Annotated in this window: 15 protein-coding genes; 4 read left to right on the top strand and 11 right to left on the bottom strand. The window is 43.1% G+C overall.

The window, feature by feature from the left end; genetic code table 11:
• Positions 1–87 precede the first annotated feature (87 nt).
• On the top strand, positions 88–1,311 hold the full coding sequence (locus ABWP91_RS03330) for an MFS transporter (RefSeq protein ID WP_353242021.1): 1,224 nt from the start codon (positions 88–90) through the stop codon (positions 1,309–1,311).
• 286 nt (positions 1,312–1,597) lie between these two features.
• A complete protein-coding gene (ybaL, locus tag ABWP91_RS03325) occupies positions 1,598–3,349 on the top strand; it encodes a YbaL family putative K(+) efflux transporter (RefSeq protein WP_219246147.1) in 1,752 nt (583 codons plus the stop codon).
• Between the two features lie 513 nt (positions 3,350–3,862).
• Here ybaL and ABWP91_RS03320 read toward each other — a convergent pair.
• The 4 genes from ABWP91_RS03320 to ABWP91_RS03305 all read right to left on the bottom strand — a co-directional run bounded on the left by ABWP91_RS03320 (position 3,863) and on the right by ABWP91_RS03305 (position 7,755).
• Complete coding sequence (locus ABWP91_RS03320; RefSeq protein WP_353242020.1) at positions 3,863–4,210, bottom strand: DUF1937 family protein; 348 nt, start codon at positions 4,208–4,210, stop codon at positions 3,863–3,865.
• Between the two features lie 105 nt (positions 4,211–4,315).
• Entirely contained in the window at positions 4,316–5,092 is a 777-nt protein-coding gene (locus ABWP91_RS03315) for a DeoR/GlpR family DNA-binding transcription regulator (RefSeq protein WP_353242019.1), read from the bottom strand.
• A 36-nt stretch (positions 5,093–5,128) separates the two neighbouring features.
• Positions 5,129–6,358, bottom strand: coding sequence for an NAD(P)/FAD-dependent oxidoreductase (locus ABWP91_RS03310; protein WP_353242018.1), 1,230 nt, complete (start codon positions 6,356–6,358; stop codon positions 5,129–5,131).
• Positions 6,355–7,755 carry an NAD(P)/FAD-dependent oxidoreductase gene (locus tag ABWP91_RS03305; RefSeq protein WP_353242017.1) on the bottom strand — a complete coding sequence of 467 codons (1,401 nt, stop codon included), beginning with the start codon at positions 7,753–7,755 and terminating at the stop codon, positions 6,355–6,357. The genes ABWP91_RS03310 and ABWP91_RS03305 overlap by 4 nt, the downstream gene beginning before the upstream one ends.
• 241 nt (positions 7,756–7,996) lie before the next feature.
• On the opposite strand from ABWP91_RS03305, the gene ABWP91_RS03300 reads away from it, so the two are divergent.
• Both ABWP91_RS03300 and eutH read left to right on the top strand, forming a co-directional pair.
• Positions 7,997–9,436, top strand: coding sequence for an FGGY family carbohydrate kinase (locus ABWP91_RS03300; protein WP_353242213.1), 1,440 nt, complete (start codon positions 7,997–7,999; stop codon positions 9,434–9,436).
• A 22-nt stretch (positions 9,437–9,458) separates the two neighbouring features.
• Complete coding sequence (eutH, locus tag ABWP91_RS03295) at positions 9,459–10,709, top strand: ethanolamine utilization protein EutH (RefSeq protein WP_353242016.1); 1,251 nt, start codon at positions 9,459–9,461, stop codon at positions 10,707–10,709.
• A gap of 319 nt (positions 10,710–11,028) precedes the next feature.
• Here the strand turns inward: eutH and ABWP91_RS03290 are convergent, their stop codons facing one another.
• The 7 genes from ABWP91_RS03290 to ABWP91_RS03260 all read right to left on the bottom strand — a co-directional run bounded on the left by ABWP91_RS03290 (position 11,029) and on the right by ABWP91_RS03260 (position 18,812).
• The gene (locus ABWP91_RS03290; RefSeq protein ID WP_353242015.1) at positions 11,029–12,342 is read right to left on the bottom strand and encodes an inosine/guanosine kinase; all 1,314 of its coding nucleotides are present in this window, start codon (positions 12,340–12,342) and stop codon (positions 11,029–11,031) included.
• Positions 12,343–12,449: 107 nt separating this feature from the next.
• Positions 12,450–13,568: an LPS O-antigen length regulator Wzz(fepE) gene (gene wzz(fepE), locus ABWP91_RS03285; protein ID WP_353242014.1), complete on the bottom strand. Its 1,119-nt coding sequence runs from the start codon at positions 13,566–13,568 to the stop codon at positions 12,450–12,452.
• A gap of 123 nt (positions 13,569–13,691) precedes the next feature.
• Entirely contained in the window at positions 13,692–14,657 is a 966-nt protein-coding gene (hemH, locus tag ABWP91_RS03280) for a ferrochelatase (protein ID WP_353242013.1), read from the bottom strand.
• 182 nt (positions 14,658–14,839) lie between these two features.
• A complete protein-coding gene (gene adk / locus ABWP91_RS03275; RefSeq protein WP_273827270.1) occupies positions 14,840–15,484 on the bottom strand; it encodes an adenylate kinase in 645 nt (214 codons plus the stop codon).
• 192 nt (positions 15,485–15,676) lie between these two features.
• On the bottom strand, positions 15,677–17,545 hold the full coding sequence (gene htpG, locus ABWP91_RS03270; protein ID WP_353242212.1) for a molecular chaperone HtpG: 1,869 nt from the start codon (positions 17,543–17,545) through the stop codon (positions 15,677–15,679).
• Between the two features lie 338 nt (positions 17,546–17,883).
• Entirely contained in the window at positions 17,884–18,483 is a 600-nt protein-coding gene (gene recR / locus ABWP91_RS03265) for a recombination mediator RecR (RefSeq protein WP_273803791.1), read from the bottom strand.
• Complete coding sequence (locus tag ABWP91_RS03260; protein ID WP_219246134.1) at positions 18,483–18,812, bottom strand: YbaB/EbfC family nucleoid-associated protein; 330 nt, start codon at positions 18,810–18,812, stop codon at positions 18,483–18,485. Before ABWP91_RS03260 ends, recR begins: the two co-directional genes overlap by 1 nt.
• Positions 18,813–18,829 lie beyond the last annotated feature (17 nt).

Here is an 18,829-nt window from a genome sequence, read left to right as displayed (position 1 = left end):
TTTTTTCATGTGACTTATTTATTCATTTCAATAAATTGTATTTCAGTTATATTGATAACAATTATGTAACACAGAAAGCTGATAATTATGAGTGAGCAAACCACAACCCCAAATAATGCAAGTCCATCAAAATCCGTGAATAAAACAGGGAAAACCGTCTTTAGTATTCTAACGGCAATCAGTGTCTCCCATTTATTAAACGATATGATCCAATCGCTAATTTTAGCGATTTATCCTTTATTACAATCTGATTTCTCACTAAGTTTCGCACAAATCGGGATGATCACCCTGACGTATCAGATTACGGCATCCCTACTTCAGCCTGTTATTGGCTATTACACGGACAAACACCCGCAGCCATATTCCTTACCAATTGGTATGAGCTTTACATTGACGGGGTTAATTTTATTGGCGATGGCTGAAACCTTCCCAATGATTTTATTTGCAGCCGCTTTAGTTGGGACGGGTTCTTCGGTCTTCCACCCAGAATCATCTCGTGTGGCTCGTATGGCTTCAGGTGGTCGCCATGGCCTTGCTCAGTCGTTTTTCCAAGTGGGTGGTAATTTAGGGGCATCATTAGGACCATTGCTTGCTGCATTAATTATTGAACCTTATGGAAAAGGCAACTTAGGTTGGTTCTCCCTTGCAGCTTTGTTAGCGATTGTGATTTTACTGCAAGTCAGTAACTGGTATAAGCAGCAACATCGCGCTGCCAGTAAAAAACCAACTTCTGCTGGTGATATTAAAATTCTACCTCGTAAGGCAGTTATTGGCTCATTAGCCGTGTTACTGGTGTTGATTTTTTCTAAATATTTCTACTTGGCGAGTATTAGCAGCTATTACACCTTTTATCTTATAGAGAAGTTCGGTGTTTCTGTACAAAATGCCCAGATCCATCTATTTGTTTTCTTATTTGCCGTTGCCGCAGGAACAATGATTGGAGGACCTATTGGGGATAAAATAGGCCGTAAGTATGTTATTTGGTTCTCAATACTCGGTGTTGCCCCCTTTACCCTTATTTTACCATATGCTTCGCTGTACTGGACGGGTGTGCTCACGGTGATCATTGGGATGATTTTAGCCTCTGCATTCTCCGCTATTTTGGTATACGCACAGGAGCTGATCCCTGGTAAAACGGGCATGGTATCAGGGTTGTTCTTTGGTCTTGCATTTGGAATGGGCGGTGTTGGTGCAGCAGTTTTAGGTCATATTGCTGACCAAACCAGTATTGAGCAAGTTTATCATTATTGTGCTTTCTTGCCATTACTTGGAATTTTTACAGTATTGTTGCCAAATATCGGTCATAAATAGGTTTATTTTCTTATTTTACCCACACTTACTTAAAAATAAGTGTGGGTCTTTCCCGCCATATTTCATAAAAATTTCAGCTAAAAATCCCCTAATCCTTAAGTTTGTAACGATTTAGCACCTTTAGTCTGTCTTTTTTTTAAAAACATTTCATTTTTTTAAGGAAATATTTCTCAAAAAAAGTTAAAATAGAAAAACATGCAAATTGGCATTTTAAAATGAAGGCCTCATTTTAAAAGTCAACGGCATGTACCCACCTTATATTTTCATACTAACCAGAGGAGACTAAATGGAGCATTCAACGCCCTTAATCACAACCATTGTTGGTGGTCTCGCCCTTGCATATTTGTTAGGTATGATCGCGCAGCGATTAAAAATCTCCCCACTTGTGGGCTACCTTGCAGCAGGTGTCCTTGCAGGTCCATTTACCCCCGGGTTTGTGGCAGATGCAGCACTTGCACCTGAATTAGCTGAAATCGGTGTTATCTTGCTGATGTTCGGCGTGGGTTTACACTTTTCACTCAAAGATTTATTAGCTGTTAAAGCCATCGCTATCCCCGGCGCAATCGCGCAAATTGCGGTAGCCACCCTATTAGGTCTCGGCCTGTCGATGTTATTTGGCTGGGGCATTTTTACCGGTATTGTCTTTGGTTTATGTCTTTCAACCGCCAGTACCGTTGTTTTATTACGTGCATTAGAAGAACGGCAACTGATTGAAAGCCAACGCGGCCAGATTGCTATCGGCTGGTTGATTGTGGAAGACTTAGCCATGGTTCTTACCTTGGTACTGCTTCCTGCTGCCGCCGCGATTATGAATACGGATGACGCAAGCTTCAGTGAGCTCGCACTTGGCCTTGTATGGACAATTGGTAAAGTTGTTCTATTCATATTCATTATGATTGTGGTCGGTCGTAAGGTCATTCCGTGGATTTTGTCACGCACCGCATCAACGGGTTCTCGTGAATTATTCACCTTGGCTGTTCTTGCGCTCGCATTAGGTATTGCGTACGCAGCAGTGGCTATCTTTGATGCTTCATTTGCACTAGGTGCGTTCTTCGCCGGTATGGTGCTGAATGAGTCTGAACTGAGCCACCGTGCAGCACAAGACACCTTACCACTGCGTGATGCGTTTGCGGTTCTGTTCTTCGTTTCCGTCGGTATGCTTTTCGACCCGATGGTTCTGATCCAGCAACCTCTTGGTATCTTGGCTGTTCTGGCTATCATTATTATTGGTAAGTCTGCCGCCGCCTTGGTGCTTGTCAGGATGTTCGGGCACTCGCGGCGAACTGCACTCACCATTTCCGTCAGCCTTGCACAAATCGGTGAGTTCGCGTTTATCTTAGCTGGTATGGGTCTAACCCTTGGTGTAATGGATAAAGACGCGCAGAACTTAGTGTTAGCCGGTGCCATCGTTTCGATTATGCTTAACCCAGTATTATTTAGTCTGTTAGATAAATACCTTGAAAGAACCGAAACGATTGAAGAGCAGCTTCTGGAAGAAACGCTGGAAGAAGAAACGCAAGTACCTGTGGATATCTGCGGCCACGCTATTATCGTCGGTTACGGCCGTGTAGGTGGCATGTTAGCGGACAAACTGCGTAGACGTGAAATCCCTGTCGTCGTCGTGGAGGACACGCGTGCCCGCTTTGAAGAGCTGGCGGAAAATGGCTTCAGTGCTATCCTAGGTAATGGTGCGAATAAAGAAACCATCAGCCTTGCCCGCATTGAGTGTGCCAAAACGTTATTATTAACTATTCCAAATGGTTATGAAGCAGGTGAAATCGTCGCGACTGCGAAAGAAATGAACCCGGACGTGACTGTCATTGTTCGTGCTCACTATGATGACGAAGTCAGCTTTATTAAAGAGCGCGGCGCAGATCACATAATTATTGGTGAACATGAAATTGCCAAATCCATGGCAACACTCATGTGTAATGATGTGGAGGAGTTTGGTTGTTCTATCGATGATATGCTTGATGGCGACAACGATAAAAAAGGTGAAGGCAAAAGTTTAGATGATTATCTAAAACCTGCCCATTAACCTATTCACTCCATAAACACAAAAAGGAAGCTGCGGCTTCCTTTTTTTATCTTTTGCCTTCCATCCCCCTCACTCACTCTAAATAATTCCCGTTGAGACTCAAAATATAAATATGGCCATTTATAAAAGGTGCCGATTTTCAAAATACAAAAGTGCCGATTTTCAAAATAGTTTGAGTTGCAGCTAGGCGGCAAGTAAACGAGTCCTTAGGAGCATACATTAGTATGTGACTAAGGTGAGAGCACGCAGCCAACAACGCTGCGGCTCAAAATATAAATATGGTCATTTATAAAAGGTGCCGATTTTCAAAATACAAAAGTGCCGATTTTCAAAATAGTTTGAGTTGCAGCTAGGCGGCAAGTAAACGAGTCCTTAGGAGCATACATTAGTATGTGACTAAGATGAGAGCACGCAGCCAACAACGCTGCGGCTCAAAATATGAAGAAAATACAGGAGCATACATAAGTACGTGACTAAAGTGAGAGCACGCAGCCAACAACGCATCAACGTGAATTATGACGAGTGAGTGATAAACTCATCATAAGTCCATACAGGCAGACCTTTATCCTTAAAAAATTGGATCTCTGCCGCTACACCGCCACTTTTCTCCCAGCCCGGTAACGTCAGCACTATCAACCCATCGCAGCGTTTTAAAAATTCCATGTCGATGGATGACCATGCGACTTTTTTGCCTTCTGCGGCCAAATATTGATTGATTGGATGTGTCATCGTGATTTGGCTATAGGTGGCTATTCCTTTAAGCGCAAGTTCTGCAGCGACTCTTGTACTTTCTTGGAAGCGCATTTCAACCACGTTGCTGTCTGGGTCTGAATAAGGGCAAGCAATAAAATAAAGGCTCATAATAATTCCTGATGTTGGTGTATTCAAATTTTAGGTACAGTTATCCCGCGGCAAATACGTGAATATTTTCCAAGGGATAAGTTTAAATAGGTACTACATTAAAATTTATTCGATATCAGCGATGATAATTTTGGTTTTCGGTCGCTTGTTATTTTCGGGTAATTTAAATTCTTTACTGGTTGTCACCAAGTAATCGATATTATTCCAATTCGTGACAAAATTAATTGCGTGCTTGTTAGCTTTTGTACCATCCGCCAGCACAATCAGTTTGTCACTGTTTTCCATCATTTTTTGTGCGATGGCCGCTTCATCCACATGCTGATCCATCACGCCATGTAATGCATGAATAGCCCCTGCACCAATCACTGCATAGTCTGCAAAAAACTCAGCAATATTTTTTAGTGCAATCGCTCCTAAACAGGCATTTTGTGCCGCATTAAACTGCCCACCAATTAAAATGGTTTCAATGGATGGGTTTTCTTGCAGCGTCGTTGCTAATAATGGCGAATTGGTGATCACCGTTAAATTATCAATTAGCTTAATACGTTGGCTAAATTCAAACGTCGTCGTACCAAAATCAATAAATAAGGTATCGCCAGGTTTAACCAATTCAGCGGCCTTGATAGCAATGGCTTTTTTCTCATCCACAGCCGCTTGGGCGCGTTCAGTAAAATTTCGCTCAAATTTTGACTGAATATTCACCGCCCCACCATGGACTTTCTTTAATAACTTTTGTGATTCCAGCTTACTGAGATCTCGACGGATTGTTTCCTGCGCGACATTAAAATGCTTTGCGAGCTCCTGCACGTACACCTGACCTTGAGTCGACAATAACTCAATGATGGTTTGATGCCGTACTTTTGAAGAGCGCCCTTCACACATAGTTTAATCCTTCTTGACCATTTAACATTTCCAGCACTATACAACAGTGATGCGGATTTCAGTAGCGTCCGGTTGTATTTTTGTTAAATCGATATTTTTCAATAAAATGCGTCTTGTTGGTAAACAGCGGTGTTTTTTCTCATACAACACCGTGTTGCCCGCTATCACCTTGATTGTTCCTTGAACCGCTTTCTCGACTTTAATATTGAAGTCCATACGGCCTTGAGAAATAGTATCCATGTCGATACACGCAGGAACACTAAAGCTGACGTTTGGGTCTCTGTTCACAGGGATGCGCTGTACAGGCTGAATTTGTGGCTGATGATGATTCGCTAATAAATCATTCGCAATATATTCACCTGTTAATAGACCTTCTTGGTAGCATTGGTCGCCCATATCCGCAGGGTGCAACATATTACCCGCAGCGTAATATGCCCCATCTGAGCAGCGACTAAATTGGTCTGTCACAGGCTTCCCTGTGCTCGCGTCAAATTCAAGGTGGCTTTTGCGAATTAATGTATTTTCACCCACAAATTGCCCCGTAAAAATGACCGAATCACACTCAATTTTGTTGTTTTTACCGTTGGTTTCCACCATCACATACTCTACACGGTCAAGGCCACCAATTTCGGTAATTTTACTGTTTAAATAAACGGGTGTTCCCATCGCTTTAGCGAATAAGGTCGCAGGCTTGAAGGCCAGAATGCGCTCCCCACTTTCCACCATTGCTTGCGCTTTTACGCCTGCATTTTTTAATGTCCACAGGGCAGAAAAACTGACTAACTCACTCCCTACAATGACCGGGTTTCGGCACGGTTTTTTACCATTAAGGTAAACAAACTGCTGCAATGCCCCTGCAGTTAAAACACCTTGAGGACGAAGGCCTGATACCAAACGTGGGTGACGTGGTGTTTCACGAACACCTGTCGCTATCAGGATGCGCTTAGCGTGCATCTCAACTAACCCATCAGCGGTAGAAACGGTCAGTTTCCCATTCGGATGAAGTTGTGTCACTGTGCTGCGGGTAAAGATGAGCGTATCGCCGAGACTCTCAACAATTTTTGCAGCAAATTGGTTGCCTTTCATCGGCCGTTTAAATACCAACAAACCAAATGTTGGGTGCTGGCAATGGCGAGGAACACCGCCTGCATGGGCTTCACGCTCAAGAATAGCGATATTTTTAATACCACGACGACGTAGAGTGTGAGCCGCAGCAACTCCAGTTGGCCCTGAACCAATGATAATCACATCATAATGTAAACTCATTTCACGGCCTCCACTGCCAGTGTATGGTCAAAACGGCCATTAATAATTTCCGCCACTTGGCTACTACAATAAAACCCATTACAACGCCCCATCATCACCCGAGTCCTGCGGCGCAATGCACCCAAACATTCGGGGGGAATATCGGAGTCAAATGTCGCTTCGATTTCACGCTGAGTGACCAACTCACAATGGCACACAATGCCACCATTACTTTTACATTGGTAATCACGCTGATGGTATTCAGAAATCGAGGGCATGGTTGGCCAAATAAGTGCTTCTGGTGGTGATAATTCAAATAATGGCGTGAAGTTTTCTTGGTACAGTTTGCCCAAGTAGTTCGCCACACCCAATGCGGATGTTAAGCCAGTTGAGCGTATTCCCCCTGCACAAATCCATTGTTTTTCAGGGTAATCGTTAATGCGATAATGTTTTTCTTCTGTTGCAGGGCGTAAGCCTGCATAGGTCGCGGTCACGCTGTAATTGTGCAAAGACGGTAACATGCGCGAGCCTTGGGCGATTAAATCTTCCATCACCTCTTGTTTAACTTCCGCTTTCCAACGGTCTTCTTGTTCTTCTGCGGTTGGCCCTAACAATAAATTACCGAAAATGGTTTTTGATAACAAAACACCCTTCGTGATAGCGGTTGGTACAGGCAAAATAATCGCATTGATATCCGCAGCAGCGGCTTTGTCATACACTAAAAACTGCCCTTTACGCGGTTTTATTTGAAATGGTGATGGATGACAAATCGACTCAACAATATCCCCATTAATCCCTGCACAGTTAATCACTAATCGGGCAGAAAAGTCACCTTTTGTTGTGGTTAAATGCCACAATCCCTCATTTAGCTCACCGCCTTTAACTTCACAGTGGAAATGGTATTGTGCACCGTGTTTTACTGCTTGGGTTAAGTAAGATAGCGGCGTGCTCCACGGGTCAATTACCGCTTCACCAGGAACCGATACCGCTGCAAGCGCTCCGTCTGCTAAGTGAGGCTCGCGGCGATATAACTCGTCTTTATCAATAATTGCCACATCGAGTACGTTGTTTGTGTGGGCTTGTTCAACAATACCGGGTAGCTTACTTAGCTGCTCTTCACTCCATGCAACAACTAATGCCCCCGTTTCGAGGATCGGCAAATTCATTTTTTCTCTGATTTCAAGGAATTCGCGATACCCATCTTGCATGCATTCCAGTTCAAGACTCCCTGATGTGGCGTCAAAACCGGTATGTAATAGTGCGCTGTTGGCTTTACTTGCACCTGATAAGATGTCACCACCTCGTTCAAGCAGCAATGTTTTTGCCCCCATTAACGTGAATTTACGTGTCACTGCACAGCCAATGACACCACCGCCTATGACAATGACATCCCAAATTTTTTTATTATTAATATCCATGGCTGAGATCCTTTACTTAAAACTTGCACACATAAAACCACATAATTCCCACAATCACAATAATTAAAACAACACAAAGCACAACAACAACCCAAAAACTACTCACATTGTTACTTTATTGTGAGTTTTGTCACACCAGTGAAACTTATTGTGAGTTTTTTGTGGACTTTCCTTCCGATTAAACGATAGTAAGCAAAAAAACAGACCTATTTACAACATTTATAACACTGGGAATACTGTGATGCTCAATCAACGTTATGCCGCAATCGATCAGGGAACAACGGGAACCCGGGTCGTGGTCTTCGAAGAAGGCGGGCACTATTACTCCCCGATGAGTATTCCTCATAAGCAAATCACCTTGAACAGTGGTTGGGTTGAACACGATCCTGAGGAAATACTCGCCAATATTATCAAGTGCTTGAATAGCTGCGAGGTCGTTGACGCTATTGGCTTATGCCACCAAGGCGAAAGTATTGTGGCGTGGGATGCTGACAGCAAACGACCACTTTATAATGCGATCGTTTGGCAGGATTTACGCACTGAAAAAATGATTTCTCAGCTCAAAGAGGCTGGGCTAGAGCCACTGGTTCAATCCAAATCAGGTTTACCCCTCGACCCCTATTTTTCCGCCAGCAAAATGGGTTGGATCATGGAAAATGTGGTGGGAGCCAAAACGTTAGCAGACAAAAACAAACTGCGTATCGGCACGATGGATGCGTTTTTCCTTGACCGCTTATGTGGCGTGTTTATGACTGACTATAACTCCGCCTCTCGCACCTCTTTGCTCAATATCCACACATTAGAGTGGGACAAAGAGCTGTGTGATATTTTCGGTGTGCCCATTCATTGCCTTCCACCAATTAAAGACAACATTGGTGATTTCGGTGCTATCAACCTCGATGGCCACTTAACCCCTGTCACGGCGGTTATTGTCGACCAATTTGCAGGCACATTTGGTCACGGTTGCCGTGAAAAAGGTGATGCCAAAATCACCTTTGGTACAGGTGCTTTTTTACAAGCACTCACAGGGGCTGAAATCCCACAAACTCACGAAAGTGGCTTATTACCTACTTTATGTTGGAAATTCCCAAAAGAAGCCCCTGTTTTTGGCTTGGATGGTGGCGTGTATAACGCAGCGTCTGCCATTAACTGGGCGAGAAAAATTGGGTTGTTTGATCAGTTCGATGAATTGAGTGATTTCAGAGCAGAACCCGCCATTAAACGCGGTTTAGCGTTTGTCCCCGCATTATCTGGCTTAGGCTGCCCGTATTGGGATCGCAGTGCAGCTGGCCTATGGGCAGGGCTTTCATTAGATACCGACAAAAAAGACATGATGCAGTCGGTACTTGAGGGCATTGCCGCTCGCTCTGCCGAAGTCATTTTTGCAATGGAAAAAATTTCACCACTGGGACAATCAATCTCTGTCGATGGAGGGCTTTCTTCAAATCAGTACTTTAAGCAATTTTTAGCCAATTTATTACAAAAAAACATTGAAGCACCAGCAAACCGTGAAGTGACTGCACTTGGCGCGGCCTTATTGGCACGCAAAGGGTTAGGGCTGACTCACGATATGGCAGTTAGGCGCAATGCAACCATAACACGCCCCGATGGCACCAACATGCAAGGCGTGATGGAACAGTACCGCGACATCATTGCCCGTTCTCGCCAATTAAGACACTAAAATAATAAAAGGAAACCCTACCATGGCTGAATTCGGAAATTACATAATCTATTTAATCATGTGCGGTGCCATTATTGGCGCTGTTGCCTCTATCGTTAGACCTGCCAGTGATCTGGGCAAAGAATTTGTTAACGGTATATTCTCCATTGGCCCTGTATTCCTTGCACAAGCGGGGATCATGGCTGCTGTACCGCTGCTTTCTCAATTAATTTCTTATGTTTTAGGGCCTATTTTCTCGTCTGTGGGCTCCGATGTCTCTATCGCCGCATTGTCAATCATTGCTGTTGATATGGGCGGCTATCAACTCGCGGATGCGTTAACCACCAACCGTGATATGTGGATCACTGCGATGTTGATAGGCTATACCTCAGGGGCAACAATTGTGTATCTGATCCCTGTTGGCTTAACCATGTTAAATCGCAAAGACCATAAATACCTCGCGCTTGGTGCAATGGCAGGATTGATATCGATTCCATTTGGTGTGTTAGCTTCGCTATTATTAATCACATTCAATAATATCCCTGTTCGCGATATTATTTCGACCAATTCCCCCGCAGCACACCAGCTCACCTTAGATTTTATGACGATGCTGCAATATCTGATGCCGCTGTTTGTGTTTTGTTTCTTACTGGCTGCAGGTTTGAAATACCGCCCGATGCTGATGGTTACAGGTTTTTTAATCTTCGGTAAGATTATGGATGCCTTTGTCAAACTGGTTCTGGCTTTCTCGATTGTCGAGCACTTTACTGGCGTATTTACCAAAGTCTTCGGTGCGTGGGGCTTTGACCCCCTCTTTGCAGACCAAAACGAGCTGTTCCGCGCCATTGAAATAGCCGGTTATATTGGCATCATGTTGGCAGGGACATTCCCAATTTGCTACCTGTTCCAACGTTATTGCAAACCGTTAGTCCGTGCATTAAGCAACCGATTAAAACTAAGTGATACAGGGTCATTAGGTTTTATCATGGTGATGGCAAACATTATTGCAACTTACCATTTATTCAAAGATATGCGTGCAAGGGATAAAGTTCTGTGCGTCGCATTTGGTGTCTGTGCACAAGCTACCATCGGCGATCACTTAGCCTTTACTGCCAACTTCCAGCCGACTCTCGTTCTGCCTATTTTATTGGGCAAACTAGTTGGGGGCTTCTTAGCAGTATTTATCGCCATTAAAATTTCAGTTCCGCAAGCATTGCGTTATGAAAAGGAAGACCAAAAAGCAGTTGATGCCGTTAAAGGTGATGCTGAGTTAGCGGTTGCAAAACAAAGTTAAATATAATTAATATTAAATAATAAAATAACTGCATTTGTAATATTGAAATTAAATAATATCAAATGCAGTTTTTTATTATTCGTCATCATTAATGATATTATTCACGTCCAATTTTGATAGTTAATATCTGTCTATTTCTCTACATTTTTCACTATCAATATGAATCATTAATTTACTTATAAATTAAGTTTTATTCTTTTGTTAATGTATTAATTAAATACCCATAATAGAGTATATAAAAAACACGTTAATACCCTTCCTGATATTAACGTGCTCTTAAATCAAATATATCCGAATTGGATAATTTATAATCTAATAACTAACGTTCCCAATAAGACTCTTCTAAACTGTCTTCTTTTTCCGGAAGCCCACGCGTTAACCGCGGTGAATGCTGTGTTAATACTTGATAACTAACCCGATTTGCATATTTACAAACCTGAGCCAATGACGAATAGGTTAAATATTGACGCTCATGTTTACTGGAATTAGGCACATTAGAGCGATGGTATGAATTTGCAGTAATATCATGCAGTAACGCAGATAATGCCCCATCACCCGCCCCATTCGTGTTCATGATTTTTTCAGGGCCGCCCATATACGGTTCGATATGCGAAAATATGCGCAGCGGTACTTGGCAATCTTGCTGACGCATAGCACGGCTAAACTCATATAAATTGAATTCGGCAATCGCCCCTGGCAATAATGGGTGTTGAGTTGTACGTTTGTAGCTCTCTTCCGTATACCCTGCCATATACAGCCCTGATGGGCCCGCCGTACAGAGCACCAAATCAACCCAGTCCAATGCCATATTAGAGGCTAATAACGGGTCACTCAGGCCTGTCAGCTCTTGCGCTTCATCTTCATTCATCGCGACAACTGAAATATGCTCAGCAAGGAAATCACGCCAAAATTGTGGATCTTGGGCAATCACAAATTTAGTTCCAAGGGTAAGCACGACTGGCACATTGTGTTTTTTTGCATAGGCAATGGCCTGCATCGTGGCATCTGGCATGGTTTCACCCGGTTTGCAACGCACTAAATATGCCGTTAAAACTAACGCAGATGCGCCTGCGATAATCTCTTCAGGAATACTCATTGGGTGCAGGCGATTCATATGACCAGGGCTAATCGCAAATGTCCGCTCACCATTTTCCGTAATCAATGTAAAGCAGCGACCAATAGGCCCATCTACACCTTGCAGGTAATTAAGATCCATACGGCTTGACGTGTGGCACAGGTAGCGATATGCATAGCTACCAATTTGGATGTTATTGCACATCGTCCCCAATAAGACTGATCTATCATCCGCTAATACCGAGTAGTTATGCAGAGTGTTACCAATAGTGCCACCCGCAAATTCGTGCGTAATCAACGCATTGTCAGTCAGTTCTTTATACAATGCTTCCGCAGCATCATCTTCAATAACCAATGAGTGGCCTTTGCTGAGCTGATAACGTTGGATGAAATCATCATCCACTTTTGCTTCAATATCCACAAGAGTTTGGTCTATCCCAACAATATAGGATTTACAATTCTCATCGTCAGCCAATGTCTCTTTTAATGGCTGTAAAAGGGGATCTCTGAGACTGACAGGGAAATAGTGTTTTGACTTGCGTTGACCGGGGAATTTCATAATAAGAAGATTAACAATGGAACATCGCGCTATTCTAGCACGATAAAATAAAGCCAGCACCTTCAAAGAAAGCACTGGCTTCATCGTTTGTCTTTTGTAAAGCTAGCTTACTGATTTTGCAGTTTATAATCGCGATAAAGCTCGCGGCTTAATACAAATGCACAACTTAAAATTAGGCCTAGAATGGCGCTTAATGCCACTATCAACGCTGATTTAGGTGATTCTTTACTCAATGGCAAATCAGGTTGTAAGATAAAGGTCACTGGCGTAAAAGCCAATTCTTTACTCTTCAATTCAGTGATTTCATTGATATAAATCTGACGATTTTGCAGATTTTCACTCATTAAGGCTAAATCGCGATTTTGCGTCTCGATCAACAGTTTCTTCTCTAACGCCTCTGCCCCCAATGCGATTGGGTAGTCTGGGTCATCATTAATCGCCTGTGAGTCGCTAGCAATGGGCTTTTCAATCCCTGCCGCTTTAGCGATATCAACTGCACGTTTTAGCCTTTCAACCTTAACGTCGTACTCGGTTTGAATCTTGCTCACTTCACGTTTAAGTGACTCAGTGGCAAAAATAAGCTGCTGTGAAATCGTGTTATCAATTTCGTTTTTAATCTGGCTTCTCACCTTGGAGGCGCTATAACGAATATAGCCATCCAGTAAATCTTGCGCTTCCGTTGGCAATGGTGCCGTAAATTTCAAAACGATATCGCTCGAAGTACTATTTTTTTCTTTGGCTTGGTCTTGAATTTGAATATCGTTATTGATGATTTGATTCACTAAACGCTGCTGTGCCATCACATCATCTTTCGGATCAACATTTTGTGCAAGCTTATGGTAGTACTCGGTACTTTTAACATAATCACTTTGATTAACTTTAGAACGATATTGGTCAATAAAGGTATTAAAAATACGTTGAGAGGTTAAATCGATGGGGATTTCAAGTACATCCAATTGGGCTTTTAGTGCATTAACTTCCTTCATGTTTTCTGAGGTCGGTGGAATAACGATTGCCGTACTAGTCCACTTTTGCGGAAGCAATTTAACAACCCCGGCACTTAATGCAATACAAAAAGCCGTAAAAATGATGATCAATAATTTATTCTTTAATAAAACACTCAATAACGCCATAAGGTCAATTTCATCATTTTGCTGAATATGAAATTGATGAGCAGAGTTTGACTTCTGCTCAATGTTCTTTCGTGGCGGTTGCTCGTTGCTCATATTAATTCCAAAAGACATAACATTTCTTTAATAATTTATAATTTAAGATAAGTTATTATAGTCTATATTTGAAATTTTGATATATCGATTACCGAACTTTTTAATGCTAATTTAAGCGATAACCTAAATTAGTTCATCCTGAATAATTAAATTAATCATGCGAATACTATTTGGATTATCATTTAACGCCGCTATGTAATTATATTTACTGCCCCCACTACTGATAAAAAACTCTTTATTCTGTTCGCTTATTTCTTCTAATGTTTCTAAGCAGTCAACAGAAAAACCGGGGCAAATAACCTGAACAGATTTTACGCCTTGTGAGGGTAATTCATGCATGGTTTTATCCATATATGGCATCAACCAAGGTTCGCGACCAAAACGTGACTGATAAGTGAGTAACACTTTTTCGCTTGGGTAATTTAGCGCCTCTCGAAGCGCCTGAGCCGTTTGCTCGCACTCTTGCTGGTAGATATCCCCTGTATCACAATAACGCTGTGGGATGCCGTGGAACGACAATACTAGCCTATCGGGTTCACCATGTTCGGCAAAGCTCTCTTCAATTGATGCGACTAATGCTTGAATATAAGCGGGATGCGTCGCATAGCTGCGAATAAAACGCACTGACGGAATGGTGCGTCTACCTTGAAACGCTCTTGTTACTGCGTCATACACCGCCGCGGTTGTTGTGCAAGAGTATTGTGGGTATAGCGGTAAAACCACTAAGTCATTAACACCTTGACCCATTAATTTATCAACGGCAGTTTTGACAGAAGGCGAGCCATAGCTCATCCCAATTTCCACAGGGGTATTTGGCATCAACTCTGCCAATTTTTGTTTTTGGCGCAGTGAGTACACCAATAAAGGTGAACCATCATCAAGCCAAATTGATTGATAGAGTTTGGCAACTTTCGATGAACGAAGTGGTAGAATTGCCCCGTGCAAAATGGGTTTCCAAATCAAGTTTGGCACATCAATAACACGTTTATCACTAAGAAACTCGGCTAAATAGCGTCTCACTGCTGAAGTCGTTGGGGCATCAGGGGTTCCTAGGTTAACTAACAGAATGCCGGTTTTTTTTTCTGACATGAAACAGCTCCTAATTGATAATCATTCCCAACTTTATCACAGTTAAATAACGATTTTTGTCACCAAGTGGTATAAAAAAGAAAGGCAGCGATATTCGCTGCCTTCACATAATACATTCATACTCTAAATAATTCGAATTGCAGTTATCAATACTGTAATTTAGCGCATGATACGTATAAATATTAACCTAAAATTTTCGCTAACTCTGCGCTAACTTCTGCGACTTTACGAGTACCGTCTAATTTAAAGTATTTGGTGTTACCCGCTTTCGCTTCGTTTTGGTAATAAGCAATCAATGGCGCAGTTAACGCATGATATTCAACCAGACGCTTACGAACTGTGTCTTCTTGGTCATCTTTACGAATAGTCAGCTCTTCACCCGTCACATCATCTTTGCCTTCCACTTTTGGTGGATTGAAGTTGACGTGGTAAACACGGCCTGATGGGGCATGAACACGGCGACCGATAATACGCTCAACAATGATTTCGTCTGGTACAGCGAATTCAAGTACGTTATCAACGGTGATACCCGCTTCTTTCATCGCATCCGCTTGTGGTATTGTGCGAGGGAACCCATCCAACAAGAAGCCGTTACGGCAGTCATCTTGTTTGATGCGCTCATTAACCAATGCGATAACGAGTTCATCAGTCACTAATTTGCCGTTATCCATCAGCTCTTTAGCTTGTAAACCTAACTCGCTCCCTGATTTAACAGCTGCACGTAACATGTCACCTGTTGAAATTTGTGGGATCCCAAACTTCTCCATAATAAATTGAGCTTGAGTGCCCTTACCAGCGCCCGGAGCGCCCAGCAGAATGATACGCATTGCGTAAACCCCTTGCTATTTAGTTTTTTATAATTTGAAAAGAAAACACGCTACCATACCATTAGCATGGCGCATTACTCAAGAACACACGTAAACGTTTTCGCATTTAACTTTTTTCGCAAAAGAAAAAAACCACGCTAAAGCACAAGCAAAAGCGCGGTTTATGTTCAAAAACGAAAATACAAGTTCACGTTACTTTAAAAGTAATTCATTGATTTTTCGTATAAATAGGTTTGGATCTTCTAATGTACCTCGTTCTGCCAGTAGGGCTTGATCCAGCAGGACATCCACCCAATCAGCAAAGACAGACTCGTCTGAGACTTCAGATGCTTTTTTCACCAATGGGTGAGCAGGATTTAGCTCAAAGTTATATTTCACCTCTGGCGCTGCTTGCCCCGCAGCCGCAAATAATTTCGCCATTTGCGTACTCATTTCATCGGCGTTGGTAGTGACAATCGCGGGAGTGTCGGTTAAACGGTGCGTTAATTTCACCTCTTTAACACGCTCACCTAAGAAGGTTTTCACGCGCTCAACAAACGGTTCAAGCTGTTTGTCTGCTTCTTCTTGTTCTGCTTTGTTTTCATCGGCGAGTTTATCCAATGATTCATCTGCTTTACTAACTGATTGGAATTGTTTGCCATCAAACTCAGACAGGTAGTTCATCATCCATTCGTCAATGCGGTCAGATAACAGCAGGACTTCAATGCCTTTTTTGCGGAACAATTCAAGGTGCGGGCTACCTTTCGCCGCGGCGTAGCTGTCTGCGGTGATATAGTAAATTTTGTCCTGACCTTCAACCATACGGCTCACATACTCTTCCAACGACACGTTTTGTACGTTGCTATCGGTATGTGTTGTGGCAAAACGCAGCAATTTCGCGATGGTTTCGCTGTTCGCCATATCTTCCGCAGGGCCTTCTTTCATCACCAAGCCAAATTGCTGCCAGAAGGTTTGGTATTTCTCTGCGTCTGATTTTGCCAGTTTTTCGAGCATTTGCAGAACGCGTTTCGTTAACGCGCTGCGTAAACTACGAGTCAGTGCGCTGTCTTGTAAGATTTCACGAGACACGTTTAGTGGCAAATCATTGGAATCCAAGACACCGCGGACAAAACGCAGGTAATTTGGCATGAACTGTTCAGCGTCATCCATGATGAATACACGCTGAACATACAGTTTTAAGCCGTGTTGTTGGTCGCGATTCCACAAATCAAATGGCGCTTGGGAAGGCACATACAACAAGCTGGTGTACTCTTGCTTACCTTCAACACGGTTGTGCGTCCATGTTAATGGGTCGGCATAGTCGTGGGAGATATGCTTATAGAACTCAACATATTCCTCGTCTGAAATTTCAGATTTACTGCGTGTCCACAGCGCTTTTGCTTGGTTGATTTTTTCCCAAGTGACCGTGCCGTCTTCTTCGTTTTTATCTTCGATTTCAACAGGCAGCGCAATATGGTCTGAATATTTACTGATAACGGAACGTAAGCGCCAGTTATCAAGGAATTCTTTTTCGTCATCACGTAAATGTAAGGTGATTTCAGTCCCACGCTCTGCTTTTTCGATGTCAGCGATGGTGTATTCACCCTCACCTGCAGATTCCCAGAAAACGCCTTCATCAGCTGGCGCACCCGCTGCACGGCTCCGTACCGTAACTTTATCAGCCACAATAAACGCTGAGTAGAAGCCCACACCGAACTGGCCAATCATTTGGCTGTCTTTGGCTTGGTCGCTACCGAGAGTTTCTAAGAAGGCTTTTGTGCCTGATTTTGCAATTGTCCCAAGGTTGTCAATCACCTCGTCACGGCTCATCCCGATACCGTTATCGCTAATCGTCAGCGTGCCTTTGTCTTTATCTGCGCTGATACGTACACGTAACTCACCATCATTTTCATACAATTCTGGTTTAGACAGCGCACGAAAACGCAGTTTATCTGCCGCATCAGATGCATTAGAGATAAGCTCACGCAGGAAAATTTCTTTATTGGAATAAAGAGAATGGATCATTAATTGGAGGAGTTGTTTAACTTCTGATTGGAAACCACGTGTTTCCTGTCCTTTCATACTCATTAATCGCCTCTATTTCATCAATCTAATTGGATAGGTTTGACTTACCGATGCAGATTAGTTGGGGGCAAAAAACAGAAATTCAAGCGACAAAGGCAAAAATTTTTATCGAATAAAAACCTAAAACCAATGATTAGAAAGGAAATAATAACGACATAAATTATTTTAAGAAAAACCAAGAAGGAGATGTTTTTACCACCTCCCAGCATATCCTCTAAATAGTTCAAGCTGTAGGTAGGCGGCAAATGAGAAGATCTCGGGGAGCATACATGAGTATGTGACCCGAGTCGCCGAGTGCAGCCAACACCCCTACAGATTGAAATATGACGAGGATATCAAAGTTTAAGGCGGCCGGAGAGCGAATGGGATAGAGTCGTACTATCGACAAGCTCCAACTCCCCACCCACAGGCACCCCGTGGGCGATACGGCTCGCCGTCACCCCATATTGCGCGCACATTTGCCCAATATAGTTTGCCGTCGCTTCGCCTTCTACCGTCGGATTGGTGGCTAGAATCACCTCGACAATCGTTTCGGCAGCTAAACGCTCTTCAAGCCTGTCTAAACCGATATCCATCGGACCAATACCATCTAGCGGTGACAAGTGCCCCATCAGAACGAAATAACGCCCTGAAAATTGACCTGTTTGCTCAATAGCATAGATATCCGCAGGGCTTTCCACCACACAAATCAAACCGTTTTGTTGGCGACGGGGGTTATCGCAAATATTGCACACATCTTGTTCGGTAAATGTTCTGCAATCACGGCAATGGCCAATTTCAGACATTGCGCGTGTGAGCGACTGCGCTAAACGCATCCCGCCACTACGGTCGCGCTGTAGTAGTTGGAAAGCCATTCGCTGCGCTGACTTGGGCCCGACACCGGGAAGGCAGCGCAGAGCTTCCATTAATGATTCAAGAAGCGGACTGGTTTGCATTAGAATGGCATCTTAAAGCCTGGTGGTAATTGCATACCACTGGAAACGCTCGCCATTTTTTCTTTTTGGGTTTCTTCGATACGACGCGCTGCATCGTTAAATGCAGCTGCAATTAAATCTTCCAACATTTCTTTGTCGTCTTCGAGCAAGCTTGGGTCGATTTCTACGCGACGGCAGTTGTGTGAGCCATTGATAGTGACTTTGACCAGACCTGCGCCTGATTCACCTGTTGCTTCTAAGTTGGCGATTTCTTCCTGAACTTTCTGCATTTTGTCTTGCATTTGCTGGGCCTGTTTCATCAGGTTACCCAATCCACCTTTACCAAACATAGTTTTCTCTCACAACT

This window comes from Providencia sp. (assembly GCF_040396775.1).
Classification (GTDB): Bacteria; Pseudomonadota; Gammaproteobacteria; order Enterobacterales; family Enterobacteriaceae; genus Providencia.
The sequence above is the reverse complement of the archived record's forward strand: the minus strand, read 5'-3'. Positions and strand labels throughout refer to the sequence as shown.

What these genes read in the sequence shown, in the direction of transcription:
- htpG (WP_353242212.1), bottom strand. Translation starts at nt 17,545, where the DNA reads ATGAAAGGACAGGAAACACGTGGTTTCCAATCAGAAGTTAAACAACTC.
- ABWP91_RS03260 (WP_219246134.1), bottom strand. Translation starts at nt 18,812, where the DNA reads ATGTTTGGTAAAGGTGGATTGGGTAACCTGATGAAACAGGCCCAGCAA.
- ABWP91_RS03330 (WP_353242021.1), top strand. Translation starts at nt 88, where the DNA reads ATGAGTGAGCAAACCACAACCCCAAATAATGCAAGTCCATCAAAATCC.
- ABWP91_RS03315 (WP_353242019.1), bottom strand. Translation starts at nt 5,092, where the DNA reads ATGTGTGAAGGGCGCTCTTCAAAAGTACGGCATCAAACCATCATTGAG.
- hemH (WP_353242013.1), bottom strand. Translation starts at nt 14,657, where the DNA reads ATGTCAGAAAAAAAAACCGGCATTCTGTTAGTTAACCTAGGAACCCCT.
- ABWP91_RS03310 (WP_353242018.1), bottom strand. Translation starts at nt 6,358, where the DNA reads ATGAGTTTACATTATGATGTGATTATCATTGGTTCAGGGCCAACTGGA.
- ABWP91_RS03300 (WP_353242213.1), top strand. Translation starts at nt 7,997, where the DNA reads ATGCTCAATCAACGTTATGCCGCAATCGATCAGGGAACAACGGGAACC.
- adk (WP_273827270.1), bottom strand. Translation starts at nt 15,484, where the DNA reads ATGCGTATCATTCTGCTGGGCGCTCCGGGCGCTGGTAAGGGCACTCAA.
- ABWP91_RS03320 (WP_353242020.1), bottom strand. Translation starts at nt 4,210, where the DNA reads ATGAGCCTTTATTTTATTGCTTGCCCTTATTCAGACCCAGACAGCAAC.
- ybaL (WP_219246147.1), top strand. Translation starts at nt 1,598, where the DNA reads ATGGAGCATTCAACGCCCTTAATCACAACCATTGTTGGTGGTCTCGCC.
- ABWP91_RS03290 (WP_353242015.1), bottom strand. Translation starts at nt 12,342, where the DNA reads ATGAAATTCCCCGGTCAACGCAAGTCAAAACACTATTTCCCTGTCAGT.
- ABWP91_RS03305 (WP_353242017.1), bottom strand. Translation starts at nt 7,755, where the DNA reads ATGGATATTAATAATAAAAAAATTTGGGATGTCATTGTCATAGGCGGT.
- recR (WP_273803791.1), bottom strand. Translation starts at nt 18,483, where the DNA reads ATGCAAACCAGTCCGCTTCTTGAATCATTAATGGAAGCTCTGCGCTGC.
- eutH (WP_353242016.1), top strand. Translation starts at nt 9,459, where the DNA reads ATGGCTGAATTCGGAAATTACATAATCTATTTAATCATGTGCGGTGCC.